The 23,805-nt window shown below is 69.9% G+C and carries 25 protein-coding genes; 13 read left to right on the plus strand and 12 right to left on the minus strand.

Annotated elements, in window-relative coordinates; genetic code table 11:
* The first annotated feature begins 23 nt into the window (after positions 1 to 23).
* The 7 genes from ACTWPT_RS10320 to ACTWPT_RS10350 all read left to right on the plus strand — a co-directional run bounded on the left by ACTWPT_RS10320 (position 24) and on the right by ACTWPT_RS10350 (position 5,637).
* Positions 24 to 1,292, plus strand: coding sequence for an MFS transporter (locus ACTWPT_RS10320; RefSeq protein WP_443177055.1), 1,269 nt, complete (start codon positions 24 to 26; stop codon positions 1,290 to 1,292).
* A 257-nt stretch (positions 1,293 to 1,549) separates the two neighbouring features.
* Positions 1,550 to 2,848 carry an AI-2E family transporter gene (locus ACTWPT_RS10325; RefSeq protein WP_443177056.1) on the plus strand — a complete coding sequence of 433 codons (1,299 nt, stop codon included), beginning with the start codon at positions 1,550 to 1,552 and terminating at the stop codon, positions 2,846 to 2,848.
* 11 nt (positions 2,849 to 2,859) lie between these two features.
* Positions 2,860 to 3,411, plus strand: a complete 552-nt coding sequence (locus ACTWPT_RS10330; RefSeq protein WP_443177057.1) for a PaaI family thioesterase — start codon at positions 2,860 to 2,862, stop codon at positions 3,409 to 3,411.
* Positions 3,408 to 3,848 (plus strand): dUTP diphosphatase, encoded by a 441-nt coding sequence (dut, locus tag ACTWPT_RS10335; RefSeq protein ID WP_443177058.1) that lies wholly within the window; start codon positions 3,408 to 3,410, stop codon positions 3,846 to 3,848. The genes ACTWPT_RS10330 and dut overlap by 4 nt, the downstream gene beginning before the upstream one ends.
* Before the next feature lie 46 nt (positions 3,849 to 3,894).
* Positions 3,895 to 4,545 (plus strand): DUF3710 domain-containing protein, encoded by a 651-nt coding sequence (locus ACTWPT_RS10340; RefSeq protein WP_443177059.1) that lies wholly within the window; start codon positions 3,895 to 3,897, stop codon positions 4,543 to 4,545.
* Between the two features lie 29 nt (positions 4,546 to 4,574).
* On the plus strand, positions 4,575 to 4,961 hold the full coding sequence (locus tag ACTWPT_RS10345) for an OB-fold nucleic acid binding domain-containing protein (RefSeq protein WP_443177060.1): 387 nt from the start codon (positions 4,575 to 4,577) through the stop codon (positions 4,959 to 4,961).
* Positions 4,962 to 4,965: 4 nt separating this feature from the next.
* Positions 4,966 to 5,637, plus strand: a complete 672-nt coding sequence (locus tag ACTWPT_RS10350; RefSeq protein WP_443177061.1) for a DUF3159 domain-containing protein — start codon at positions 4,966 to 4,968, stop codon at positions 5,635 to 5,637.
* A 160-nt stretch (positions 5,638 to 5,797) separates the two neighbouring features.
* Here ACTWPT_RS10350 and ACTWPT_RS10355 read toward each other — a convergent pair whose 3' ends face one another.
* From ACTWPT_RS10355 to ACTWPT_RS10375, 5 genes are all read right to left on the minus strand, one after another.
* Positions 5,798 to 7,066 carry a ferredoxin reductase family protein gene (locus ACTWPT_RS10355; RefSeq protein ID WP_443177062.1) on the minus strand — a complete coding sequence of 423 codons (1,269 nt, stop codon included), beginning with the start codon at positions 7,064 to 7,066 and terminating at the stop codon, positions 5,798 to 5,800.
* 162 nt (positions 7,067 to 7,228) lie between these two features.
* Positions 7,229 to 7,618 carry a copper chaperone PCu(A)C gene (locus tag ACTWPT_RS10360; protein WP_443177063.1) on the minus strand — a complete coding sequence of 130 codons (390 nt, stop codon included), beginning with the start codon at positions 7,616 to 7,618 and terminating at the stop codon, positions 7,229 to 7,231.
* Positions 7,619 to 8,194: 576 nt separating this feature from the next.
* The gene (locus ACTWPT_RS10365) at positions 8,195 to 9,454 is read right to left on the minus strand and encodes an RNA polymerase sigma factor (RefSeq protein WP_443177064.1); all 1,260 of its coding nucleotides are present in this window, start codon (positions 9,452 to 9,454) and stop codon (positions 8,195 to 8,197) included.
* 105 nt (positions 9,455 to 9,559) lie between these two features.
* Positions 9,560 to 9,934 carry a YciI family protein gene (locus ACTWPT_RS10370; RefSeq protein WP_443177065.1) on the minus strand — a complete coding sequence of 125 codons (375 nt, stop codon included), beginning with the start codon at positions 9,932 to 9,934 and terminating at the stop codon, positions 9,560 to 9,562.
* A 57-nt stretch (positions 9,935 to 9,991) separates the two neighbouring features.
* On the minus strand, positions 9,992 to 10,657 hold the full coding sequence (locus ACTWPT_RS10375) for a DUF998 domain-containing protein (protein WP_443177066.1): 666 nt from the start codon (positions 10,655 to 10,657) through the stop codon (positions 9,992 to 9,994).
* Between the two features lie 138 nt (positions 10,658 to 10,795).
* Between ACTWPT_RS10375 and ACTWPT_RS10380 the strand changes: the two genes are divergently transcribed.
* The gene (locus ACTWPT_RS10380; protein WP_443177067.1) at positions 10,796 to 11,101 is read left to right on the plus strand and encodes a hypothetical protein; all 306 of its coding nucleotides are present in this window, start codon (positions 10,796 to 10,798) and stop codon (positions 11,099 to 11,101) included.
* A 42-nt stretch (positions 11,102 to 11,143) separates the two neighbouring features.
* Here ACTWPT_RS10380 and ACTWPT_RS10385 read toward each other — a convergent pair whose 3' ends face one another.
* Together ACTWPT_RS10385 and ACTWPT_RS10390 are read right to left on the minus strand one after the other, a co-directional pair.
* Complete coding sequence (locus ACTWPT_RS10385; protein ID WP_138667998.1) at positions 11,144 to 11,803, minus strand: potassium channel family protein; 660 nt, start codon at positions 11,801 to 11,803, stop codon at positions 11,144 to 11,146.
* Positions 11,803 to 12,468, minus strand: coding sequence for a potassium channel family protein (locus ACTWPT_RS10390; protein WP_443177068.1), 666 nt, complete (start codon positions 12,466 to 12,468; stop codon positions 11,803 to 11,805). Before ACTWPT_RS10390 ends, ACTWPT_RS10385 begins: the two co-directional genes overlap by 1 nt.
* A gap of 103 nt (positions 12,469 to 12,571) precedes the next feature.
* Between ACTWPT_RS10390 and ACTWPT_RS10395 the strand changes: the two genes are divergently transcribed.
* Entirely contained in the window at positions 12,572 to 14,620 is a 2,049-nt protein-coding gene (locus ACTWPT_RS10395; protein ID WP_443177069.1) for an APC family permease, read from the plus strand.
* Here the strand turns inward: ACTWPT_RS10395 and ACTWPT_RS10400 are convergent.
* Positions 14,607 to 16,244 carry an alpha/beta hydrolase gene (locus ACTWPT_RS10400; RefSeq protein WP_443177070.1) on the minus strand — a complete coding sequence of 546 codons (1,638 nt, stop codon included), beginning with the start codon at positions 16,242 to 16,244 and terminating at the stop codon, positions 14,607 to 14,609. The two genes, ACTWPT_RS10395 and ACTWPT_RS10400, sit on opposite strands and share 14 nt — an antisense overlap.
* A gap of 54 nt (positions 16,245 to 16,298) precedes the next feature.
* Between ACTWPT_RS10400 and ACTWPT_RS10405 the strand changes: the two genes are divergently transcribed.
* The 3 genes from ACTWPT_RS10405 to ACTWPT_RS10415 all read left to right on the plus strand — a co-directional run bounded on the left by ACTWPT_RS10405 (position 16,299) and on the right by ACTWPT_RS10415 (position 18,656).
* The gene (locus tag ACTWPT_RS10405; RefSeq protein ID WP_443177071.1) at positions 16,299 to 17,549 is read left to right on the plus strand and encodes a class I SAM-dependent RNA methyltransferase; all 1,251 of its coding nucleotides are present in this window, start codon (positions 16,299 to 16,301) and stop codon (positions 17,547 to 17,549) included.
* 93 nt (positions 17,550 to 17,642) lie between these two features.
* Positions 17,643 to 18,098 carry a lamin tail domain-containing protein gene (locus ACTWPT_RS10410; RefSeq protein WP_443177072.1) on the plus strand — a complete coding sequence of 152 codons (456 nt, stop codon included), beginning with the start codon at positions 17,643 to 17,645 and terminating at the stop codon, positions 18,096 to 18,098.
* 174 nt (positions 18,099 to 18,272) lie between these two features.
* Complete coding sequence (locus tag ACTWPT_RS10415; RefSeq protein ID WP_443177073.1) at positions 18,273 to 18,656, plus strand: hypothetical protein; 384 nt, start codon at positions 18,273 to 18,275, stop codon at positions 18,654 to 18,656.
* Between the two features lie 2 nt (positions 18,657 to 18,658).
* Here the strand turns inward: ACTWPT_RS10415 and ACTWPT_RS10420 are convergent, their stop codons facing one another.
* The 4 genes from ACTWPT_RS10420 to ACTWPT_RS10435 are packed head-to-tail and all read right to left on the minus strand — an operon-like array spanning position 18,659 to position 22,741.
* Entirely contained in the window at positions 18,659 to 19,258 is a 600-nt protein-coding gene (locus ACTWPT_RS10420; RefSeq protein ID WP_443160097.1) for a response regulator, read from the minus strand.
* Between the two features lie 16 nt (positions 19,259 to 19,274).
* The gene (locus ACTWPT_RS10425; protein WP_443177341.1) at positions 19,275 to 20,387 is read right to left on the minus strand and encodes a sensor histidine kinase; all 1,113 of its coding nucleotides are present in this window, start codon (positions 20,385 to 20,387) and stop codon (positions 19,275 to 19,277) included.
* Complete coding sequence (locus ACTWPT_RS10430; protein ID WP_443177074.1) at positions 20,387 to 21,502, minus strand: sensor histidine kinase; 1,116 nt, start codon at positions 21,500 to 21,502, stop codon at positions 20,387 to 20,389. The genes ACTWPT_RS10425 and ACTWPT_RS10430 overlap by 1 nt, the downstream gene beginning before the upstream one ends.
* A gap of 51 nt (positions 21,503 to 21,553) precedes the next feature.
* Entirely contained in the window at positions 21,554 to 22,741 is a 1,188-nt protein-coding gene (locus tag ACTWPT_RS10435; RefSeq protein ID WP_443177075.1) for a hypothetical protein, read from the minus strand.
* Between the two features lie 118 nt (positions 22,742 to 22,859).
* Between ACTWPT_RS10435 and ACTWPT_RS10440 the strand changes: the two genes are divergently transcribed.
* Complete coding sequence (locus ACTWPT_RS10440) at positions 22,860 to 23,765, plus strand: LLM class F420-dependent oxidoreductase (protein WP_443177076.1); 906 nt, start codon at positions 22,860 to 22,862, stop codon at positions 23,763 to 23,765.
* Positions 23,766 to 23,805: the final 40 nt, after the last annotated feature.

Raw genomic sequence — 23,805 nt, forward strand, 5'->3', positions numbered from 1 at the left:
ATCGGTTATGGATCCTCTTTCCCATGGGCCTGTTACGCGATCACGACTTTCGCGGGTTGTTCCTGGCCGACAGCGCCAGCCAGGTGGGCGCCCAGCTCCTCGTGCTGGCCCTGCCGCTGGCCGCGGTGTCGGCGCTGGAGGCTTCGGAGTTCGAGGTGGGCGCGCTGGCCGCCTGCCAGACGGCGGCGTTCGTGGTGATCGGGCTGCCGGCGGGCGCGATCGTGGACCGGCTGAGCAAGCGCGCCGTGATGGTGGTGAGCGACTGGGCGCGGGCCGCCGCGCTCGCCTCCGTGCCGGTGGCGTGGTGGCTGGACGCGCTGACGATCTACCAGCTCTATGTGGTGGCGCTCGTGCTCGGAGTCTTCACCGTGTTCTTCGACGCGGCCTACCAAAGCTATCTACCGCACCTGGTCGGGCGTGAGCGGCTCGTCGAGGGCAACTCCGCGCTGGAGGGCGTGCGCACGGTGGCGCAGCTCGGCGGTCCCAGCGCCGGCGGCTACCTGATCCAGTTTCTCACCGCGCCGTTCGCACTCGTGGTCACGGTGGCCGGGTTCGCCTGGTCGGCCGTCTGCCTGACCACGATACGCAAGCGCGAGGAGCGCCGGGAGCGCCGCGACGCCCACCTGGCGAAGGAGATCGCCGAGGGTGTCAGGTACGTGCTCGGGCACCGGCTGCTGCGCCGCATCGCGGGCTGCACGGCGACCGCGAACCTGTTCCACTCGATCGCGCAGCCGGTGCTCCTCCTGCTGCTGGCCAGGGACCTGGGGCTGGGCGCGGGCACGATCGGGCTGCTCCTCGCCGCGGGCGGGATCGGCGGCGTCGCCGGCGTGCTGGTCAACGCCCGGCTGGTCCGCCGGTTCGGGCAGGGGCCGACGATGTGGCTGGCCATCGCGCTGCCCGCACCGCTGACGTTCGTACTGCCTTGGCTGGAGGCCGACTGGCGGCTGGCGCTGTTCGTACTGTACGAGTTCTGCGTCGGGGCGGGCATCGTCGTCTACAACGTCACCCAGGTCAGCTTCCGCCAGGCCATCACGCCCGAGTCGCTGCTCGGCCGGATGAACGCCACCATCCGCTTCCTCGTCTGGGGGACGCTGCCGCTGGGCGGGCTGCTCGGCGGCGTGCTGGGCGAGATGATCGGGGTGCGGAACACGCTCCTGGTGGCAGCGTTCGGGGCCTGCCTGTCGTTCCTGTGGCTGGTCACCTCGCCGCTACGCACCATGCGGGAACTGTCTGCAATTGACTGCACACCCACGGTAGAACCGAACGCGGGCTCGACGGACGCGCATCCGTGAACAGACACCCGCATTTGCCCCGTCAAGACCTCGTACAAGCATCTGCGCCTGCTCCAGCGAGCCGACGGCTACGCCTATACGACCAAGGACGAAGAACGCGCGCACTGACGGTGACACGCGGCCAACCCCTTGCACAGGCCCGATCTCGGCGTCGTGCGCCGACCCGGCGATACGCGCAAGCCCCGATCTCGACCTTGTCCGGCGCCCCGGCGGTTATCCGCGCGCATCCGCGGCCCGGACATGCCAGTCTTGAACACGTGCTGCCCGACCGCCCAACCAAACTCGTGCCGCCCGTGCTGGCGAAGATGGCCGCGTGGTGCGTGTGCCTGATCCTCGTCGGCGTGGTCGTCTATTTCTTCGCCCAGATCATCGCCCGGCTCACGTTCGTGGCGCTGCCCGTGGCGATCGCGCTGCTGCTGACCGCGCTGCTGTTCCCGTTGACCAACCGACTGCGCCAGGCGGGCATGCGACCGATCTACGCCACCTGGCTCACCATGCTGGTGGCCCTGGCCGTGATCTTCGGCACCGGATGGCTGGTCGGGGCGCGGGCCAGCGAGGAGTTCCCCAACCTGGTCAATCAGGTCCAGGCGACCGCTCGTGACGTGCAGGAATGGCTGATCACCGGACCGTTGCACCTCGAACAGACGCAGATCACCGCCTACGTCGACGGGCTCGCCAACATCATCAACACGCAACGCCAGGCCATCACCGGCACCTTGCTGAGCGCCGGCGCGGCCGCACTCGAGGTGCTCGCGTCCATCGTGCTGCTGCTGTTCGTGACGTTCTTCCTGCTCAAGGACGGCGAGCGGATCTGGGCCTGGTTCCTGAGGGGATTCGGCAGGATGGCGCCGCGCGTGGACCGGGCCGGGCGGGCCGCGTGGACCACGCTCTCCCACTACGTGCAGGGCACCGTGGCGGTGGCCGCGGTGCACGGCCTGATCATGGGCATCGTGCTGGCCGGCATGGGGGTGCCTCTGTGGGCGCCGCTGGCGGTGCTGATCTTCTTCGCCAGCTTCATCCCCATCGTCGGCATCTTCTTCGCCGGCACGGTGGCCACGCTGGTCACGCTGGGCGCTAAGGGGCTCGTGCTCGCGCTGGTATTCCTCGGGATCCTCATCGTGGAGCAGCAGCTGGAGAACCACGTGCTGCAGCCGCTCATCGTGGGGCGGGCGCTCAACTTCCATCCGCTGGCGATCATCCTGGTGTTGTCCATCGGGGGCATCCTGGCGGGCATCGCGGGGGCGGCCGTGGCCGTGCCGGTGGCGGCGGTGCTCTACCGGGCGCTGCCCGAGCTCAGGCACGAGCCGCCCGCTCTGCCGCCGCCGTCCGAGGACCACGTCGAGCCACCCTCCGGCGGAGAGCCGCCGCGCCCGACACCCCGACCTGCTCCCGCCGAGGCCAGGCCTCCTGCGGACGGCGGGCCTGCCGCCGAGGCTCCCGCGGCAGGCACGCCTTCGCGCGGCGAGACTCCAGCCGCCGGCGGAACGCGGTCCGAGCAGGAGCGCGGCACGCACACATCACGCACCGACGACGAGCAGGGCGCGGACACGGAGTAACCTCGTCACCCGTGACCCGTTCCTCCCTCACCACCCCGCCGCCGGACGCCGGTGTGCCAGCGGCGCACCCCGATGCGCCGCCGGGGACCGACTTGGGCTCCCACTACAGCCGTTGCTTCGGCTGCGGCACCGACCACCCCACCGGCCTGCATCTCACGGCCAGGACCCCCGACGGGACCACCGTCGAGGCGGAGTTCACGGTGGGGGAGGCGCACCAGGGGGCGCCCATGCTGGCGCACGGCGGCGTGCTGGCAGCCGCCATGGACGAGGTCATCGGAATGTCCGTTTATCTGTTCCACAAGCCGTATGTGACGGGACGGCTGGAGACCGACTACCTTCTCCCCGTCCCCGTGGGCACGACACTCCACCTGCGCGCCTGGTGCAACGGCATCGCGGGCAGGAAGGCGTACCTTGAGGCAGAGGGGCGCATCAGCGCCCCCGACGGACCGGTCGCCGTCCGCGCGGCAGCGCTGTTCATCGAGGTGAGCATGGAGCACTTCGCCAAGCACGGCGACCTGGCCGCCATCGCCGCAGAGCACCAGGACTACGAGGTGAACCCTTGAACAACGTGGAGGTCCTCATCCACCGGCTCGACGCCGAGCTGCCGATGCCGTCCTATGCCCATCCGGGAGACGCGGGCGCCGATCTCTACGCGGCCGAGGACGTCGAGCTGCTGCCCGGCGAGCGGGCTGTGGTCGGGACGGGCGTGGCGATCGCCCTTCCCGACGGCTATGCGGCGTTCGTGCATCCGCGCTCGGGGCTGGCGGCCAGGCACGGGGTCACCATGGTCAACGCACCCGGCACGGTCGACGCCGGCTACCGGGGCGAGATCAAGGTGACGTTGATCAACACGGACGCCAAGGAGCCGTTCCGGCTCCAGCGCGGCGACCGCGTGGCGCAGCTCGTGATCCAGCGGGTTGAGCGCGCGGCCTTCTCCGAGGTCGAGCGCCTGCCGGGCTCCGTACGCGGCGCGAACGGCTTCGGATCGACGGGACGTTGACGGACGGGCCGTTCCGCGGCCCGAGCGAGCAGGGAGAGTGAGAAAAGTGTTCCGACGTCGTCGTCGGCATGAGCAGCCGGATCAGGCGGGCGAGCAGGTGCAGGAGCCTGCCGCACCCACGCGGGAGTCCGGCCCCTGGGACGCCGACGAGCCCCACCCGGACACCGACAGGATCGACTACGGCGGCCTGCGGCTGCCGCACAACCCCGATTTCGACGTACGGCCGGCCTCGGTCGGCGACCAGCTCGTCAGCGTCGTCGTCGGCTACGAGGACAGCATGCTGCGCCTGCAGGCGCTGGCCGCGCCGCGCAGCGCGGGCCTGTGGGACGAGGTCAAGACCAAGATCCGGGCGCAGGCGAAGGACCTGGAAGAGCGGGAGGGCCCGTTCGGCACCGAGCTGAGCGGCGAGGTCAAGGCCACCGACGGCAACGTCAGGCCGGTCCGCTATCTCGGCATCGACGGCCCGCGCTGGCTCCTGCTGGTGTTGATCACCGGCAAGGGCGCGCAGGACGAGACGGTCTTCGGGGCGTTCGTCGACTTCATCCAGGATGTCGTGGTGGTCCGCGGCGACGAGCCGATGGCCCGGGAGGAGCCGATCCCGCTGCGCCGGCCGAGCGACCAGGCGGGCGAGAATGCCGACGAGCGGCCCGGCTTCAACCCCTTCCGACGAGGACCTGAAATCAGCGAGATTCGCTAAGGGCTGACATTCGCATAGGCTGATTCATCATGAGTACGGCAGAGCCCCCCAAACGTGGGGGATTGCGCGGGTTCTTCAGCCGGCTGGCATCCCCCCAGTCCGAGATCGAAGCTCAGGAACTGCGGGAGGACGCCGACGAGGTCGGCGCGACGCCGATCGCGTCGTGTGGCGGCCGTCGGCGCTTCTGCGTAGCAGGTACGCTACGTACGGTGACGCTGCGTCCAAGGGGCGGTGCCCCCGCTCTCGAGGCCGAGCTCTACGACGGGTCGGATGTGATCGACCTGGTCTGGCTCGGCCGCCGCAAGATCGCGGGCATCGAGCCCGGCCGCATAGTCAAGGCCGAGGGCCTGGTCAGCATGCAGGACGGGCGCAAGGTGATGTTCAATCCTCGTTACGAGCTGCGCCCAGGGAGTTGACCAGTTGAGTGCTGAGGCGGAAGAGGTCGCCCACGACACCGTGGAAGCGGCGGTGCGAGCACAGCTCGCCAAGGCGCTTGGCGGGGTGCGCGGCATCCTCGAGGCGGCGATCCCGACAATCGCGTTCACGGTGTCCTGGATCTCCACCGAGGACCTGAAACTGTCGCTCATCATCAGCATCTCGCTGGCGGTCGTGCTGCTGGTGGCGAGGATCGTGCAGCGGTCCAGCCCGCAGTTCGTGATCAACAGCTTGATCGGCATCGCGATCGGCTGGTTCTTCGCCAGCCGCTCTGGCGACGCGAAGGACTTCTTCCTGCCCGGCATCCTGTGGAACTCCGCCTACATGGTGGGCATGCTGCTGTCGATCGTCACCCGGTGGCCGGTCGTCGGCTTCCTGATCGGCTCGGTCACGAACGACCCGACCGGCTGGCACAAGGATCCGGGCATCGTGAAGCTCTGCACGCGGCTGACGTGGCTGCTCATGCTGCCGTGCGCGGTCAGGGTGGCGGTGCAGGGACCGGTCTACCTGTTCGGCGGCGGGGACCAGGCGGTGGCGGCGCTCGGGGTCGCCAAGATCGCGATGGGCTGGCCGCTCCAGGTGGCCGCGCTCGCCGCGATGCTCTGGGTCCTGGGCCGCGGCCGCACCCCGATCAAACCCCCGGTCGCCCCCGCCTGATCCCGGGGTTCACCGGGTGATGCGCGCGGCGCGCTCCTGGAACCCCGCGGCGGTCAGGCGTTCTTCGCCACCGCGAAGGCCGCCGAGGCGATGAGGAGCAGGGCGCCGATCAGGATGACAGCGCGTGTGGTGTAGACGTGACGCATCAGCGTGCTCCCGATCAGACGAAGACGAATCGTTCGGTGTGTACGTGCGCCGCCGGCACGCCGAGTTCGGCAAGAGTGGACTCCATGGCATCGAGCATCGGTGGCGGTCCACAGATGAAGAACTGCATCCGCAGGTAGCGCTCGGGTAGCCACCGGCCGAGCACTGCCTGGTCGATGCGACCTCGTTCGCCAGTCCAGTCCCGAGGCGGGATTTCCAGCACGAGGACAAGGGTGAGGTCGAGCCGTCGTTGGAGCTCGCGGAGCTCTTCGAGAAACGTGGTGTCCTCGAGTGTCCTGCTGGCATAGAACAGATGGCAGGGCCGCCGGTCATCGCGGTCGGCGAAGGTGCGGAGCATGCTCATCACCGGGCTGATGCCGACCCCGCCGGCGATCAGCACGAAGCCTGGCCCTTCGTTGCGGTCCGGGCTGAATACGCCGTGCGGGCCGTCCAGGTAGGCCCGCGTGCCGGGTCGCAGGTCCGCGACACTGCTGGTGAAGTCGCCGAGTGCTCTGATGCTCATCTGCACCCTGCCGTCGGCCTCCGCGCTCGAGGAGAAGGAGAAGGGGTGTTGGGTGAGGGCGAAGGGAGAGCGTCCCACCGTGATCCACCCGAACTGCCCGGGCTCGAACGTGAATCCGTCGTGTCCGACGGGACGCAAGCTGATTGTGGTGGTGGCGCCTCGCTCGGCGGTGACCTGCTCGACTTCCCACGGCCGCCCGAGTCGGCGGAGCGGCCGGACGAGGCGTACCCAAACGATCAGGCCGACGAAGGCAGCCGTCATCACCACCCACAGCACCCGCTTCCATGGCGTGTCGACGTAGTGACCGACCAGTTCGATGTGCGCGAGAGCGAACAACGCGGACGCGATGGACAGCAGCATGTGCAGGCCCTGCCACACCTCATAGCGCATGCGGAGTCGACGCCTCCAGATGGAGGTGATCATGATGGCCAGCACGCAGATCGTGGAGGTGACCGCGAAACGGGCCCGCCAGGGCGCCGTGACCGGATTGAACAGGGCGATCAGGCTGATGTCCTGGACCAGCAGGAGCGCCGGATGGGCCAGCATGAAAAGGGTCGCGACGTACGAAATTTGCCGGTGAAATTGCACCACCGCGTCCTCGCCGAATGGCGCGGCAGCAGACTGGAAACGCGCGACGAGGGCGAACTGCAGCCCTATCATCGACAGCCCGACGAATCCCAGAGCCACCGAGAAGTCGATGAGGAACCCGCGCCCGGGCGGACTGTCGCCGAGCAGCGCGAAGATCAGGGGAGCGACCGCCACGGCCAGATAAACTCCAATCCAGAAAGCTCCCCGGACCGCCAGCGACATCGCCTCTGATTCCCCTCTGCCCCCGGTGACGGGCGTATGGCACGGCCTACCCTCCGCTCGAATGACGCACGCTCTCCGGGGCGCAAAGCACGATGCAAATCGCCCGAGCAGGATTCAGCTCTGGCCGGGTGTGGGTGATCCGGCTCCTCGTTCCAGCGGCAGTACCGGAATGCGCAAGGTGGTCGTACCGGTGGAGAGGCGGAACGTGACGTCGATCGGAGTGGCCCCGAGCGGGCGGCGGATGTCGACGACTTCCAGGTGCGGACGGTTCTGCCCCTCTTGAAGTGAGAGGGTGCCACGCGCGGGGATCGTCACGTTGACGGCTTGCTGAGGGGCGGACGGGCTTGCGCGGTAGACGACCCTTTCGGCGTGCACGGTGCTGACACCGTCGAGTTTCTGGGGTGTGTCGCTGTTGTTGACCAGGGTCAGGTACAGGCCCAGGTCGTCGCCGGATTTCTGCAGGTCCATGGGCGGGGCCAGGATGTGGACGTGCAGCAGTTGCATCGGGCCGACCTGCCCATCGACCAGTCCCTCACGATTCCAGGTGGATTGGGGTCGGGTGGGCTCTCGCTGAGTACAGCCCAGGAGTAGCGACAGCAGACAGGCCGTCATGAGGAATCGGAGCGTTGCTCGCCACGCATCGACTCGCAGGTTCCACCGTGATGTCTTCATATCGCGCTTCCGTGTGATTCGCGGGCCGCTCTCGTCACACGCCGTTCGCTGAGCCGAGTGCTGTGGTTCGGCGGGCGCGGCAAGCGCATCAGAGAACCCTGCGCCGCGGAGGCTGGCTTCCAAGGGCCGCACGGGCCCGCCATCACGAGCGCCGCCTGCAGAGGGTTGACCGCAAGCACGATGTACCCACCTACGAGGTGGACATGTCAGGAGGAGACAGGAGCTCGATCAGTCTGATGTGCTTTGGGGCGGCGAGCTCACTCGCAGGACATTCCCGTCCGGATCGTGAAGCCGCATCTCATACAGTGCAGCCAGGTCGTATAGACGCCATCGATCTGCGTCAAGATGATCTGGGCCCGGTCACGCCAGACGAGTGCCGTGCCCGGCTCACCGGGCCGGCTGCGGGCGTCAGGCTGACAGTGCGGCGGCGCGCTCCAGGAACAGCTCGCGCTCGCGTGCGTTCCGGGTCAGCTCGGCTGCCCGGCGGAACTCGGCGGCCGCCTCCTCGGACCGCTCGAGCTTGGCCAGCAGGTCCCCCCGGACGGCAGGCAGGTGCGCGTAATCCCGCAGGGCACGCTCGTCCCTGAGGGTGTCGGCAAGCTCCAGCCCGCGCGCGGGTCCGTAGGCCATGCCGACCGCGACCGCCCGGTTCAGCTCGACGATAGGCGACGGCGTCAGGTGGGCCAGCAGCCGGTACAGTGCGGCGATCCGTTCCCAGTCGGTGGCTTCCGGCTTCAGCGCGCGGGCGTGGCAGGCGGCGATGGCGGCCTGGAGCCCGTACGGCCCGAGTGTGCCCAGATCCTCGGCGTGGCGCAGCGCGTCGAGGCCACGGCGGACGAGCAGCCGGTCCCAGCGGCTGCGGTCCTGGTCGAGGAGGAGGATGGGGGAGCCGTCCCCGGCGGTTCTGGCCGGGATGCGCGATGCCTGGAGCTCCATGAGCGCCAGGAGGCCGTGCACCTCGGGTTCGGCGGGCATAAGCCCGGCCAGGATGCGGCCGAGGCGCATGGCCTCCTGGCACAACGACGGGCGGATCCAGTCCTCGCCGGAGGTCGCCGCGTACCCCTCGTTGAAGATCAGGTAGACGACCTCCAGGATGGAGGCCAGCCGTTCCGGCAGCTCGGCGGGTGGCGGCAGCTCGATCGGGATCTTCTTGTCGGCGAGGGTACGTTTGGCGCGGGAGATGCGCTGGCCGACGGTCGGCTCGGGCACGAGGAAAGCGCGGGCGATCTCGGCGGTGGACAGGCCGCCGAGCAGGCGGAGGGTGAGCGCGAGCCGCCCCTCGGCAGGCAGCGCGGGGTGGCAGGCGGTGAAGATGAGCCGTAGCAGGTCGTCACCGATGTGGTCGTCGAGGGCGTCGTCGAGCTCGGCTTCGGCCGTTTCCTGACGGAGCTCCATGTCGCGGCCTATCTCTTGCAGCTTGCGCTGGTAGGTGTCGCGGCGGCGGAACTGGTCGAGGGCGCGGTGCTTGGCGGTGAGCGTCAGCCAGGCGCCCGGATTGTCGGGCACACCCTTGCGGGGCCACTCCTCGAGCGCCGCCACCAGCGCGTCTTGGGCCAGCTCTTCGGCCAGGGCGAGGTCGCCCGTCATGCGAGCCAGGGCGGCGATGACGCGGGCGGACTCGATCCGCCAGACCGCCTCCACCGCCCGATGGGAATCGGCTACCGTCATGCGTCCTGAATACAGCATCCGGCCGCGGTCCCGCGCGTTTGCGGTCCGCGGCCGGTGAAGCGCCGGGCCGGGCGTCGGCGGCCCGGCGGCCGTTGGGGGTGGGGGTCAGGCCGGTGGGGCGAAGTCCTCGGGCGAGAACAGCCGCAGCACGTCCGCCTGGCCCTCCCATCCCGGCCACAGGTCACGGTGCAGCTTGATGAAGCGGGAGGTCCACTCCACGGCCTCTTCCTTGGTCTTGACCTCGTACAGCGCGTAGCTGATCATTTCCTTCGCCTCGGCGAACGGCCCGTCGCTCACGGCCAGGCGGCCGCCGCTCACCTCGACCCTTGCCCCCTCGGAGCTGGGGGCCAGACCGCTCTGGTCGAGCAGGGCGCCGGCCTCGGTGGCCTCCTGGCCGAGTTTGAAGATGGCCTCCATGAGGTCGGCCGGCGGTGGCCCGTCGGGCTGGGCGGTGACCTTGAGTGTGACCAAGTAGCGCATTGTGCATTGCCTTTCTTCGTTGGGGTGGGGCGTCAGGTCTCTGTAGGAGCGGGGGAGTCAGGCGGTGTGGCGGGACAGGTTCAGCGACAGTAGCGACAGCCAGCTCCAGATCGCCACGATGCCGGCGATGAACGCCAGGTTGGCCCAGGCGACGCCGCCGCCGCTGGCGATGCCCGCGAACGAGCCGAGGAAGAGCGTGCCGGTGACCCGGGAGTACAGGGCCCAGCCCTTGCGGCCTTCGCGGGTGTGCCGGGAGGCGATGACGAAGCAGGCCGCGACCATGCACAGGAATCCGACGCCGCCGACGGCCATGTGCAGGGTCCCTGCCAGGGTGACCGTGCCGGGGCCTTCGGGGGTTCCTGGGGGGAAGCCCATCGCGGGGTCGGCGGGGAAGAGCGCGGCGCCGATCATGCTGGCGCCGAACGCGCCGACCAGGATCGGCGCCCAGCGCGCGCCGCGCCCCGGCGACAGGTTGCGACGCAGGCCGACGGCGGCGGCGATGGTGGCCAGGGCGGTGAGGACGAAGTTCGTGGTCTGGATCCAGCCGAGCTCGCCGTTGGCCAGGAAGCTCCAGGGGTGACGGACCAGGTCGAAGCCCTCCCGGGTGAACGCTTGCGCCAGGGCGACGGTCATGTACATCGGACCGGCGACGATGCCGCAGCCGAGCAGCAGGCGCCGGGTGGAGAGGGGGCGGGTGGAGGAGTGGGCAAGCTGCTGGGTCATGGTCGTCAACCTCGCATCGGCGGGGCCGGCTCGTCCGGCCTTCTGGATACGCTGCGAACGAGGTGAGGCGGTTTCGACACGCGCCCACAGATTTTTTCAAGATTTCTTGGGTTCACCCTTGGGCACCACGGCTACATCGTGCCAGTAGTCATCACTGCTGCAGCCCTGACCGCAGCGCTCGCCCAGCTGCCCGACAAGGCAGTAGCCATCGTAGAGGCGCTGTTGAACATGGAGATCAGCCTCGTGGACGATGCGACCACAAGTAGTGCGCCCGCCGTGGCGGAGATGCTGCGGCCAGCCGGACTGTACGCCGCCGAGCAGGTCACGGCAGCGACGGTGGTGCGGGCCGCCAACCGGCGGTCGCTGCCGGTGGTGACCTCCCGGAGGCCACCTGCCCGGGTGGCGGGCGAAGCCCTGAGCCCCATGGACAGAGCCCGAGCGTAGCGAGGACCGCTGGCCCCTGGCCTCAGTAACCGATAGGCATGGCTAATGCTGGGACAGGAGGTGGGCCAGCTCCTGCTCCACCTCCTGGCTGGCGACGAACAGCAGCTCGTCTCCCGCTTCCAGAGGATCGTCCGCGGTCGGCACCAGGACCCGCCCCTCGCGCAGGATGGCCACGAGCGCGGCGTCCACCGGCCACGGCACCGAGCCGGCCCGCTGGCCCACCACCGGCGCGTCCTCGGCCAGCGTCAGCTCCACCAGGTTCGCCTGGCCCTGGCGGAACGTCATCAGGCGGACGAGGTCGCCGACGCTCACCGCCTCCTCCACCAGCGCGCTCAGCAGGCGCGGGGTCGAGACGGCCACGTCGACGCCCCACGACTCGTTGAACAGCCACTCGTTGTTGGGGTGGTTGATTCTGGCCACCACGCGTGGCACGCCGTACTCGGTCTTGGCCAGCAGCGACACGACCAGGTTGACCTTGTCGTCGCCGGAGGAGGCCACCACGACGTGGCAGTTGTTGAGGCCGGCCTCGTCCAGGGACGCGATCTCGCAGGCGTCGGCGAGCAGCCATTCGGCGCGCGGCACGCTGTCGATCTTGATGGCGCGGGGGTCGACGTCGATGAGCAGGACCTCGTGGCCGTTCTCCAGGAGCTCGGCCGCGATGGAACGGCCGACGGCCCCCGCTCCGGCGATGGCGACGCGCATCAGTGGTCCTCTTCCGGTGCCGCGGCGAGCACCTTGTTGATCCGGTCCATGTCGTTCTCGGCGGCGATGACGTGGAGCACGTCGCCGTCCTGGACCATGGTGTCCTCCGTGATGGTCACGGCCTCGCCCATGCGGTTGATGAAGGCGAGGCGCGTGCGGACGCGACTCTCCAGGTCGACGACGCGGGTGCCGATCCAGGACGGCTGGGCGGTGACCTCGGCCAGCACCACGGTGCCTGTGGGGTCGCGCCAGAGCGGCTCGGCGCCCTCGGGGAGAATGCGGCGCAGGATCTGGTCGGCGGTCCAGCGCACGGTCGCCACCGTGGGGATGCCCAGCCGCTGGTAGACCTCGGCCCGGCGGGGGTCGTAGATGCGGGCCACCACGTTGTCGACGCCGAACGTCTCGCGGGCCACGCGCGCGGAGATGATGTTGGAGTTGTCACCGCTGGAGACGGCGACGAACGCTGCCGCGGACTCGACGCCGGCCTCGATGAGCACGCCGCGATCGAAGCCGATGCCCGTCACCCGCCGCCCCCGGAACCCGGCGCGCAGCCGGCGGAACGCCTGCGGGTCGCGGTCGATGATGGCGACGGAATGTCCGCTGTCTTCGAGGATGTGCGCGAGGGTCGAACCCACCCGGCCACATCCCATGATCACTATATGCATATCCCCCCGCATCGTCGCGGTCGGCCGGTTGCTCGACACCAGTATGGCCCCAGCAGGGACTCGCCTCGTTTAGGGCCTGCACATGGGGCTAGCATCTCGTTACGTGGCGAAGGTGACGGATCTTGTCAAACGTTTGCTCGTGGGGCGTGCCCTACGCAGCGGGCAGCTTCATGAGCAACTCCTCCGGAAACGGATCGCACTACCCGTTTTCGCGAGTGACGCGCTCTCCTCCGTCGCCTACGCGCCGCAGGAGATCCTCGTCATCCTGTCGCTGGCCGGTGTGTCCTTCTACACCTACAGCCCCTGGGTCGCCATGGCCGTCGTGGTCGTGATGCTCACGGTGGTGGCGTCCTACCGGCAGAACGTGCACGCCTATCCAAGCGGCGGCGGCGACTACGAGGTCGCGACCACCAACCTCGGCAAGAACGCCGGCCTCACCGTGGCCAGCGCGCTCATGGTCGACTACGTGCTGACGGTCGCGGTGTCCGTGGCCAACGGCGTCGACTACGTGGGCGCCACGATCCCGTTCGTGGGCGAACACAAGCCCACCGTGGCCATCGCCATCGTGATCCTGCTCACCGTGATCAATCTGCGCGGCATCCGTGAGTCCGGCGCCGCCTTCGCCATTCCCACGTATGCGTTCATGGTGGCCGTGCTGGGGCTGGTCGCCTGGGGCGGGTTCCGGCTGCTGGTGCTGGGCGACGAGATCAAGGCGCCGAGCGCCGACTTCACCATCGAGCCGGAGCAGGTCAACCTGACGGCCTTCGCCGCGGCGTTCCTCATCCTGCGCGCGTTCTCCTCCGGCTGCGCGGCCCTGACCGGTGTGGAGGCCATCAGCAACGGCGTGCCCGCCTTCCGTAAGCCCAAGAGCAAGAACGCCGCCACGACGCTGCTCATGATGGGCCTCATCGCGGTCACCATGTTCAGCGGCATCATCGCGCTCGGGCTGGCGTCGGGGGTGAAGATCGCCGAGCCATCCGTGGTCGCCGAGGACCTGCTCCGGCCGGACGGCACGCCCGTCGGCCCCAATTACTACCAGCAGCCGATCATCTCCCAGGTGGCCGACGCGGTGTTCGGCGGCGGGTCGCTGATGTTCATCGTGATCTCGGCGGTGACGGCGCTGATCCTGTTCCTGGCGGCCAACACGGCGTTCAACGGCTTCCCGGTGCTCGGCTCGATCCTGGCGCAGGACCGTTACCTGCCGCGCCAGCTGCACACCCGCGGCGATCGGCTGGCCTTCTCCAACGGCATCGTCATCCTGGCGCTCGGCGCGTGTCTTCTGCTGTGGGGGTTCGACGCGGACGTCAGCCGCCTGCTGAACCTCTACATCGTCGGCGTCTTCGTGTCGTTCACGCTCAGCCAGACCGGCATGGTCATCCATTGGACCCGCCATCTGAAGACCGAGACCGATTCCAAGATCCGCCTCCAGATGCACCGGTCCCGGGTGATCAACTTCTTCGGCGGCGTCATGACGGGGCTCGTGCTGATCGTCGTGCTGCTGACCAAGTTCCTGGTCGGGGCGTGGATCGTGGTCATCGCGATGCCGATCCTGTTCCTCATGATGAAGGGCATCAGGCACCACTACGACAACGTGGCGGCCGAGCTGGAGATCACCGAGGACTACGAGCCCACCATGCTGCCCGCCCGCAACCACGCCATCGTGCTCGTCTCCAAGATCCACAAGCCGACCCTGCGGGCCCTGGCGTACGCGCGTGCCACGAGGCCGTCCATGCTGGAGGCCATCACCGTGGGCGTCGAGGGCGAAGAGGCGCGCAAGCTGCAGGAGGAGTGGGAGCGGCGGGGCATCCCGGTGCCGCTGAAGATGCTCGACTCGCCGTACCGGGAGATCACGCAGCCGATCCTCGACTACGTCAAGCACCTGCGCAGGCGCTCGCCGCGGGACGTGGTGACCGTGTTCATCCCCGAGTACGTCGTCGGCCACTGGTGGGAGCACCTGCTGCACAACCAGAGCGCGCTCCGGCTGAAGGCGCGGCTGTTGTTCAAGCCGGGGGTTATGGTCACGAGCGTGCCCTGGCAGCTGCACTCCTCGGACCGGCTCAAGGGCCGGCCGGAGCCGTTCGCGCCCGGATCGGTGCGGCGTCCGTGGCACACGACGGTCAAGGAAGAGGAAGGGCAGATCAGGACGCGTTGATCAGCGCGCGCAGCCGGTCGGTGTCGGCCGCGCTCCAGCCCGGCGGCGCGGCGACCGCGGCCCAGCCGTCGACGATGTTGGGGCCGTAGCGGTGCCCGTGGCCCGGCGGCACGGACAACCCGGCCGTCAGGTCCACCAGCACCTGCCAGAACGTCACGAGCGGGAACCAGTTCATCTCCGGATTCATCCCCGGACCACGCGCGCCCTCCAGCCAGGCCGGCCGGCGGTAGATCAGCTCGGGCGACCACCACACGACCGGGTCGGAGGCGTTCTGCAGATAGACCACGCGCGGGTGCGGCCACGGCTCGGCCGGCCGGTTCAGGTCGTCGGGGTGCTGGGCGAACCTGACCGTCTTGCCCGCCTGATAGACCGGCCGCCACACGGGGCTGCCGGGCTCGCGGCCGTTCGTGACGCTGCGCCAGATGTGGTTGGCGTTCGGCGGGCCGACGAACACCGCGCCGTCCGCCTTGGCCGCCAGGTCCTCCAGGTCCAGGAAGGCCCCCTCCAGCTGGTACGACCCCAGGCTCTCGCCCGACAGCACCAGCTTCGGCCGGTCGCCGGCCGGCAGCCGGGCCCACCTGGCGCGTACCGCCTCGAACAACGCCCGCCCCGCGGCCGCCGCCTTGTCCCTGTCGAGCAGGAACGACGCCCAGCTCGGCAGGTAGGAGTACTGCAGGGCGACCATGGCGGTGTGGCCGTTGTACATGTACTCCAGCGCGTCCGTCACGTGCTGGTCCACCCAGCCGGTGCCGGTGGTGCCGAGCACGGCGAGCACGGGGCGGGCGAACGCACCGGTGCGTTCGAGCTCGCGTACCGCCAGCGCCGCCTGGGCCTGGGGTGAGCGGGTGGTGTCGAGGCCGACGTACACCCTGATCGGGTCGGCGGCGGGGCGGCCGGAGAAGGCGGTGAGCCGGGCGCGGGTGGTGGCGGTGCCGGTGAAGCGGCGGCCTTCTTTGCCGAGCGACTCCCAGGTCACCAGCGAACCCGGGCCGCCGGACGCCAAGGTGGACGTGGGCCTGCGCACGCCCGGGTGGGTGCCGGCGTTGGTGACCGAGGAGACTTCGCTCACCCGGGCGGCGAAGGCGGAGAAGACCACGTCGTTGGCGAAGACGACGACCACGAGGCTGATGACGAGCACGCCGAGGACATGGCCGACATAGATCGGGACGAAGCGCTCGAGCCAGGCGATCAGCTTGCGGCAACCCAAGCGGACAACTCGCGAAATAACGAGAAATAGCGTGAAAAGGGCGACGGCTATCGCGAAGATCACCGGAGGGAACCACGTGATCTGCGTGTCCATGCCCATGAGCGCCCGCAGGTCGCGCTGCCAGTCCACGCTGTACCAGAGCGCCACCGCCGCCAGCCCCCCGCCCGCGCCGATCAAGACCTGCCAGGCGATCCTTCGTCCCCGCTCCGGCAGCCGGTACGAGATCACCGCCCTGCCCAGCGCGCCGAGCGCGGCTCCCACGGCGTACCCGAGAATGCCGGTGACCGCGCACATCACCCCCTGGTACAACCACGTGCGGGGCAGCATCGACGGCGTCAGCGACGCGCAGGCGAACAGCACGGCCAGCAGCGTCCCCCCGAAGCCGGGCCGCCGTCGTACCACCCTCGCCGTTTCCACCACCACCTACAGTAGTGGATCAATCTGGGCAGGTAGGGGGCATAGGGTGGCGGTGTGGAACAGGCATCTCTCGAGCTGACGGTGGGTCCGGTCGCGCACGGCGGCTGGTGTGTGGCGCGCCATGAAGGACGCGTGGTGTTCGTGCGGCACGCGCTGCCCGGCGAACGGGTCATCGCCGACGTCACCGAGGAGACCACCCGGTTCCTGCGTGCCGACGCCGTGGAGATCCTCGAGCCGTCGCCCGACCGCGTGGTCCCGCCCTGCCCGTACGCGGGCCCGGGCCGTTGCGGCGGCTGCGACTGGCAGCACGCCACGCCGGAGGCGCAGCGGCGGCTCAAGGCCCATGTCGTGGCCGAGCAGCTGCAGCGGCTGGCCGGGATCGAGCGCGAGGTCGTGGTCGAGGAGGTGCCCGGGGCCAAGGACGGGCTCGGCTGGCGGACGCGGGTGCAGTTCGCCGCCCTGCCGACCGGCGAGCTGGGCTTCCGGCGGCACCGTTCGCACGAGATCGAGGTGGTGGACGCCTGCCTGATCGCCCACCCCGAGGTGGAGGCGGTCGGGGCGGAGGCGCATGAGTGGCCGGGCGCGGCCGGGGTCGAGGTCATCGCCTCCTCCAGCGGCGACCGGGCCGTAGTGGTCTCGCCCCGGCCGCGACGCAGTGTCACCGTCCCCGAGCTGGAGGCGCCCGCCTCGATCCTGCTCGACCAGGGGAAGGGCCGCACGGTGCCGCGGCGCGGGTCGGGCGTGCTGCACGAGCAGGTGGGCGACCGCGAGTTCCGGGTGGCTGGTAGCGGCTTCTGGCAGGTCCACCCGGGGGCCGCGGAGACGCTGCTGGACGCGGTGCTGGCGTACGCGGCGCCGGAGCCGGGCGAATGGGCGCTCGACCTCTACTGCGGCGTCGGCCTGTTCGCGGCCGGGCTCGCCGAGGCCGTGGGGCCCGAGGGGGCGGTGTTCGGCCTGGAGTCGGAGGCCTCGGCCGTCCGCGACGCCCGCGCCAACCTGCGCGACCTGCCGCAGGCCCGGGTGGAGCGGGGACGGGTGGAGGAGGCGCTCGACCGGTTCCAGATCGAGCGCGCCGACCTCGTCGTGGTGGACCCGCCGCGGTCCGGGCTCGGGCGGGAGGTGGTCGAGCGCATCACGGCGCTGGACGCGACGCGGATGGTGTACGTGTCCTGCGATCCTGCCACGTTCGCCCGGGATCTGAAGTGGCTGGCGGAACGCGGATATGTGCTCGCCGACCTGCGTGCCTTCGACGCCTTCCCGATGACTCATCACGTGGAATGTGTGGGACTGCTAGTCAGGAAATAGCCCCTGCAAATGGCGCTATTTCCGTGCCAACCATGAGCTGTCGTCCGTCGTCCTTACATGCGTCACATTGCCCACATGTAGAGGACGTCGACGGTGAGAATCGTCTTATCGGGCGCGCTCGTCGCGGCGGCGACGCTCGGCACGGCACTGCCCGCCCAGGCCGCGGCTCCCGCGATCCAGATCGTGAAGATCTACTACGACTCCCCGGGGAGCGACCGGCGCTCGAACAGCTCGCTGAACGCCGAGTACATCACCGTCCTCAACACCACGAAACGCGCGATCGACCTCGAAGGCTGGACGATCCGCGACAAGACCGGTTACACGTACGAGTTCGGCCCGGACGTGATGCTCGGTGCGAAGAAGCGGATCACGCTGCGTTCCGGGCAGGGTGACGACGGGACCAGCAGCGTGTACTGGGGACGCAAGCAGTACGTCTGGAACAACGACCAGGACAGCGCCTACGTCCGCCACTCGAACGGCAAGCTCGTCGACTCCTGCGCCTACAGCGCCTCCCGGTCCCGGAGGTCCTCGGCCTACGTGACCTGCTGAGAAGTGCGCCCTCGTGGACCGCCGGCACCCCTCGCCGGCGAAGCGGCCATGCGTTCTGCGGCTTTTGCCGTGTAGGTCATGCCGTCCGTCGCTAACGTGGCCCGCATGCGTCCCCCACCGCATCAGCACCCTCAGCCGCGACAGCCCCCGCCGCCTCCCCCGAAGCAGAGGCCAGTGCTGCTGATCATAGGGGCGGGGGTCGGCGGCCTCGCCGTTCTCGCCGTCATCGGCGTGCTGCTCGTCAACGTCGTGGGCCCGCGCCTGCTCGCCCCGCCGCAGACCCCGTCGGTGGCGCTCCCCCAGAAGAGCGAGGAGAGCGGGGGCACGACGCCGATGGAGCAGCGGCGCAAGGAGTTCCTGATCAGTCTCGCCTTGATCGCCCCATGGCTGCTCGACGAGGACATCAACTGGTCGGCGGCCACGAAGACCTGCGAGGACATCAAGCAGGGCAAGAGCGAGGAACAGGCGATCGAGGCCGCCCAAGAGCGGTTCACCGACGTGGACGCCGAGCAGGCCAAGAAGATCGTCGCCGAGATCAAGACCTGGTGTGCGGCCTGAGCTCAGAGCCAGCCCATGCGCTGGGCGGTGCGGATCGCCTCCAGCCGGTTCTGGGCGTTGAGCTTGGTCATGGCGCTCGACAGGTAGTTGCGTACGGTGCCCTCGGTCAGGTGCAGCTCACCGGCGATCCGCGAGATCGTCGCCCCGTCGCCGGCCAGCCGCAGCGCGTCGCGCTCCCGCTCGGTCAGCGGGCTGTCGCCTGCCGCCATCGCCGCCGCGGCCAGCTCCGCGTCCAGGTAGCGGCCGCCGCTCTGGACCTTCCTGATCGCCATGGCCAGCTCCTCGGCCGAGGCGTCCTTGCCGAGGAACCCGCTCACGCCTGCCGCCATGGCCCTGCGCAGGTAACCCGGCCGGCCCAGGCTGGTCAGGATGACGATCTTGCACTGGGCACTGATGCGCTCGGCCGCGCTCAGGCCGTCCATGCCCGGCATCTCGATGTCGAGCACCGCCACGTCGGGCCGATGCTCGGCCACCGCGGCGACCACCTCGTCGCCCCGGCCGACCTGGGCCACGACCTGGATGCCGTCCTCGAGGTCCAGCAGGGCCGCGATGGCGCCGCGGATGAGGTGCTCGTCGTCGGCGAGCAGCACGCGGATGGTCATGAAAGCTCCCGGAGAATCATGCGGGCACCCCTGCCCGCAGCAGGTAGCGGCCCTCGGGCGCCGGCTCAGCCTTCAGGGTGCCGCCTGCCGCGCGCACGCGATCGGCCAGCCCCGCCAGCCCGTTGGCCGCGTGCTCGCCCACCGGCCCGCTCACCCCGTCGTTGGCCATTTCCAGCACGCCGTCCTCGATCGTGATCGTGCAGCGTTCGGCCCGGCTGTGCTTGAGCACGTTGGTCGCGCCCTCGCGGACGACCGTGGCCAGCAGTGTGCGGGCCTCGGGTGTCAGTGAGCCCGTCTCGGCGCGTACGGTGCACCGCACGTCCGCCGCCTCCAGCACCGCCCGCACACTGGCGAGCACCTCGTCCAGGTCGACGGCCCGGTAGTTCTGCACGACGGTACGCACTTCGCGTAACGACCGCCTGGCCAGGTCGCGTACCCCGAACATCTCCGCCGCCGCCGCGCCAGGATCGCTACGCAGCGCCTGCTCGGCGTGGGCGGCCCGGGCCGCGACGTCGGTGAGGCTCTGCCCGAGCAGGTCGTTGAGATCGCGGGCGAAGCGCAGCCGTTCTTCGGAGACCGCCAGCCTGGACAGCGCCTCCTGGCCCTCGTGCGCCTCCTTGGCCAGCTGCCAGAGCCGCAGGTTGGCCCACACCGCGCCGACGCTGATCACGGTGAACAGCGTCTGCGTCAGCAACACGGGGAAGACGAACTCTCCCATCAGGGTGATGTAGAGGTTGATGAGCACGATCGACGCGACAGAAAGGGCGATGACGGTGCGCTTGCGCACGAACGCCGCCATCAACGCCAGCCAGGCCGGGATGATCCAGAACAGCGGGAAGACGGAAAGGAGCACGACGATCACCCCGGTAACCGCCAGGATCGCGGTCGGCCGCTTTCCGCCTCGGACGGCGATCCCGAACGGGCGCGTGCTCAGCACGTTGAAGACCAGCAGCAGGACGACGGCACCGACACCGAGTGGCCAGGGCAGGATGCCCGCCTGCCAGCGGATGAACAGATCCGCGTAGCCGAAGAGCGGCAACAGCACGATGACGTTGGAGGAGCCGACGACCAACCAGCGGACCTTGTCGAGCTTGGAGGCCTTCCGGACCCTGCCGAGCACCTCGCGCATCACGCCGGCACCGCCGCGCGCAGCAGGAACTCGCCCGCCGGGGTGGGCGCGGCGGAGAAGGATCCACCGGCCGTTGCCAGCCGCTCCGACAGGCCGCGCAGCCCGTTGCCGGGCGGCGCAGGCTCCCCGTGCACGCCGTCGTTAAGCATCTCGAGCACGCCTCCGTGGATGGTGATCGCGCAGCGGGTGGCCCTGCTGTGCTTGAGCACGTTGGTGCCGCCCTCGCGGACCGCCCACGCCAGCAGCGCCCTGGCGGCCGGCGACAGGCCGTCCGCCCTGGCGACGATGTCACAGCGGGCGCCTGCCGCCTCCAGCGCCGCGCGTACGCCGACGAGCTCCTCGTCCAGGTCGAGCGCCTGGTAGCCGTGCACCGCCTGCTGCACCTCGGCCAGCGACTCCGCGGCCAGCGCACGGACCTCGGCCATCTCGGCCGCGGCCCGCGCGGTGTCCTTGCTCGCCAACTTGGCGGCCAGCTCGCTCTTCAGCGTGATGACAGAAAGGCTGTGCCCGAGCAGGTCGTGCAGGTCGCGCGCGAAGCGCAGCCGCTCCTCGGCCACCGCCAGCCGCGCCTTGGCCTCCCTGCTGTTGTACGCGTCCCTGATCACCCACCAGAGCCAGCGCCACAGCAACATGGTCACGACCATCGAGACGGAGATGACCGCACTGCCGAGCAGCACGCCCTGCCACGCCTGCCCGGTCGTCAGGACGGTGTATGTGGTGACGGTGGTCACGACGGTCACCGTGAGACCGGCCGTCGTCCACGGCCGCAGGTAGAGCGCGGCCGCCCCCAGCCATAGCCCCTCCGTCTGCATCCACGCGCCCGCCGCGTCCGTGTCCAGCGGCAGGATCGCCAGGCTGGCCACCGCGAACACCGCGGCGAGCAGCAGCTTCACCGTGGGGCGAGGCCGGGAGTCGAAGGCGTCTCTGAGGAGGAAGGGGAAGAGCCCGTAGAAGCCGAACGTGCACACGATGGCGATGCCCGCGGCCAAGGGCGAGAGCGTGCCCTCCGTAGCGGCCGCGAGGATGAGCACGAGCGAGAGGATGGCGACGAACGCCACCATCCCGTCCATCCAGTAAATCAGGATCTTCCGCGCGGTGTCCGGCCGGGCCGCCATCGTCCCTCCCCCCCGCTGACAGAAGCCTCCTGGTCCCCAAAATCCTATAGTTCAGGGGCCCCGCAGAGTCCGCGCAACCTCACGTGACGGGGGCACGCCGCGCAGCGACAGCCAGGCCAGCCCGTGGCGGGCGGCGTAGTCGGCGAGCGTGCGGGCGTCGAGCTCGCTCAGGTCGCCCTCGCCCGCCAGAACCGGGGTCAGGGCGATGCGCCGCCATGCCCGGCCGGGCTCCGGCAGGTCCTGGGCCTGGGCGATCTGGTCCTTGGCCAGCTGGATGGCCGCCGCTAGCCGGCGCAGGCGGCCGCCGGGACCCGAGCGCGGCTCCATGACGGCCAGCAGGTTGACGGTGCCGACCTCCGCGCCCGCCTGGTGGGTGGTGCGCAGCATCGCCACGTCGGCGGCGTCCAGCCCGTGCGGCCTCAGCGGCAGCGTGAAGCTGACCCGTAGCGGCCGCTCGCGCTGCATGGCCCGGATGGCGCGGGCCCTGCGCAGCACCACGGCGCCGTCCTCGCTGTCGCGGATCTCGAAGTCGACGGACGCGGCGTCGAACGCGCCGACCACCCTGCGGTAAGCGGCGGCGAGCCCGCCCGGCCTGGTGCAGGTCACGGCCAGTTCCTCGACTCCAGGGCCGCCGAACGCGGGAGCGGCGTCCCCGCCCAGCGCCCTTAGCCGGCCGATCTTGTTCGCCACCGCGTTCGCGCCGGGATCGAGTGGATCGGCCCGGTCGATGGCCGGCCCAACCGTTTCGAGCGGATCACTCCGGTCCGTGCCCGACGTGCCCGAGTCCGGCAGCCTGTCCGACGTGCCCGAGTCCGGCACCCTGTCCGACGTGCCCGAGTCCGGCACCCTGTCCGACGTGCCCGAGTCCGGCACCCTGTCCCGGTCGAGCGTTTCGAGTGGCCCTGCCCACTTCGGGGAGCAGGCGTCGTCGCCGCCCGCAATGAGGTGGCCCAGCACGTAGTGGCGCACGCCGGTACGGCGGGAGTGGGCAGGCAGGTCGAAGTCCGGCTCGCGGGCCGTGTCGACGAAGCCCACGAACGGGGTATGCCGCTCCGCGGCCACCGTGGGGGAGACGCTGGGGGAGGGCCGCCCGACCTCCGGCGGTCGCTGCGGCGTCGGGGCGGCGGCGCCCGCGGGGAGCAACTGGATCACCACACCCGTGGCGGCGGCGAGCCCGAGGCCGCCGAGGATCGCGAGCGGGCGGGGGAGCGTGCCGGGTTCCCTTTTGTGCCGTGGCATAGGACACCCCGTGTAGTCGACTGGCTACGTACGGCGTTTGACGTGAACGCTAGCAAGCGTTCCCGGCACGGCGTGAGTCTTTTCCGGTTCGCGTCCGATGTGTGCCGATAATGTGGGCATGAAGCTGCGGATCTTCACCGAGCCCCAGCAGGGCGCGACATATGACGACCTGCTCACCGTCGCCCAGGCCACCGAACGGCTCGGCTTCGACGCGTTTTTCCGGTCCGACCACTACCAGCGCATCGGCGCCGGCGACCCGGGTCCGGGCTCGACCGACGCCTGGATCACCCTCGCCGGCCTGGCCAGGGAGACCTCGCGCATCCGGCTGGGCACGCTGGTGACGCCCGCCACGTTCCGGTTGCCCGGCCCGCTGGCGATCAGCGTCGCGCAGGTGGACCAGATGAGCGGCGGCCGGGTCGAGCTGGGCTTCGGCACCGGCTGGTACGACGGGGAGCACGCCGCGTACGGTATTCCGTTCCCGCCGACGGGCGAGCGGTTCGGGCGGTTCGAAGAGCAATTGGAGATCATCACCGGCCTGTGGACGGCGGAGAAGTCCTACTCGTTCGATGGCCGCTACTACCGGCTCGTGGACTCGCCCGCGCTGCCGAAGCCGGTGCAGCGGCCCCGGCCGCCGATGATCATCGGCGGGTTCGGCGCCAAGCGCACGCCACGGCTGGCGGCCACGTACGCCGATGAGTACAACGTGCCGTTCCGCACCCTGGCCGACACCGCCGAGGCGTTCGACCGGGTACGCGAGGCGTGCGAGACGACCGGCCGCACCGTCCGGCTGTCGGTGGCCCAGACCACGGTCGTGGGCGCTGACCGGGCGGAGGTCGAGCGGCGCGCGGCCGCCATCGGCGAGAACCCGGACACCCTGGGCCTGGGCGGCACCCCGGCTGAGGTCGTGGAGAAGATCGGCAAGTTCGCCGAGCTGGGCGCCGAGCGGGTCTACCTGCAGATCATGGATCTGAGCGACCTCGAGCACCTGGAGCTGATCGCGGCCGAGGTGCTCCCGCACGTGTAAGTAATCGTTGGCGGGGGTTCGCGGGGTTACGGCAGACTTG

This window comes from Nonomuraea sp. 3N208 (genome assembly GCF_052245935.1).
Classification (GTDB): Bacteria; Actinomycetota; Actinomycetes; order Streptosporangiales; family Streptosporangiaceae; genus Nonomuraea.

Excerpts from the sequence above, each read along its gene's own strand:
- ACTWPT_RS10425 (WP_443177341.1), bottom strand. The coding sequence starts at position 20,387 with ATGCGCGAGGTGCTCGGCAGGGTCCGGAAGGCCTCCAAGCTCGACAAG.
- ACTWPT_RS10385 (WP_138667998.1), bottom strand. The coding sequence starts at position 11,803 with ATGCGCGTCGCCATCGCCGGAGCGGGGGCCGTCGGCCGTTCCATCGCG.
- ACTWPT_RS10390 (WP_443177068.1), bottom strand. The coding sequence starts at position 12,468 with ATGCATATAGTGATCATGGGATGTGGCCGGGTGGGTTCGACCCTCGCG.
- ACTWPT_RS10440 (WP_443177076.1), top strand. The coding sequence starts at position 22,860 with ATGAAGCTGCGGATCTTCACCGAGCCCCAGCAGGGCGCGACATATGAC.
- ACTWPT_RS10430 (WP_443177074.1), bottom strand. The coding sequence starts at position 21,502 with ATGGCGGCCCGGCCGGACACCGCGCGGAAGATCCTGATTTACTGGATG.
- ACTWPT_RS10370 (WP_443177065.1), bottom strand. The coding sequence starts at position 9,934 with ATGCGCTACTTGGTCACACTCAAGGTCACCGCCCAGCCCGACGGGCCA.
- ACTWPT_RS10320 (WP_443177055.1), top strand. The coding sequence starts at position 24 with ATGGGCCTGTTACGCGATCACGACTTTCGCGGGTTGTTCCTGGCCGAC.
- ACTWPT_RS10420 (WP_443160097.1), bottom strand. The coding sequence starts at position 19,258 with ATGACCATCCGCGTGCTGCTCGCCGACGACGAGCACCTCATCCGCGGC.
- ACTWPT_RS10345 (WP_443177060.1), top strand. The coding sequence starts at position 4,575 with ATGAGTACGGCAGAGCCCCCCAAACGTGGGGGATTGCGCGGGTTCTTC.
- ACTWPT_RS10435 (WP_443177075.1), bottom strand. The coding sequence starts at position 22,741 with ATGCCACGGCACAAAAGGGAACCCGGCACGCTCCCCCGCCCGCTCGCG.
- ACTWPT_RS10365 (WP_443177064.1), bottom strand. The coding sequence starts at position 9,454 with ATGACGGTAGCCGATTCCCATCGGGCGGTGGAGGCGGTCTGGCGGATC.
- ACTWPT_RS10360 (WP_443177063.1), bottom strand. The coding sequence starts at position 7,618 with ATGCAACTGCTGCACGTCCACATCCTGGCCCCGCCCATGGACCTGCAG.
- ACTWPT_RS10375 (WP_443177066.1), bottom strand. The coding sequence starts at position 10,657 with ATGACCCAGCAGCTTGCCCACTCCTCCACCCGCCCCCTCTCCACCCGG.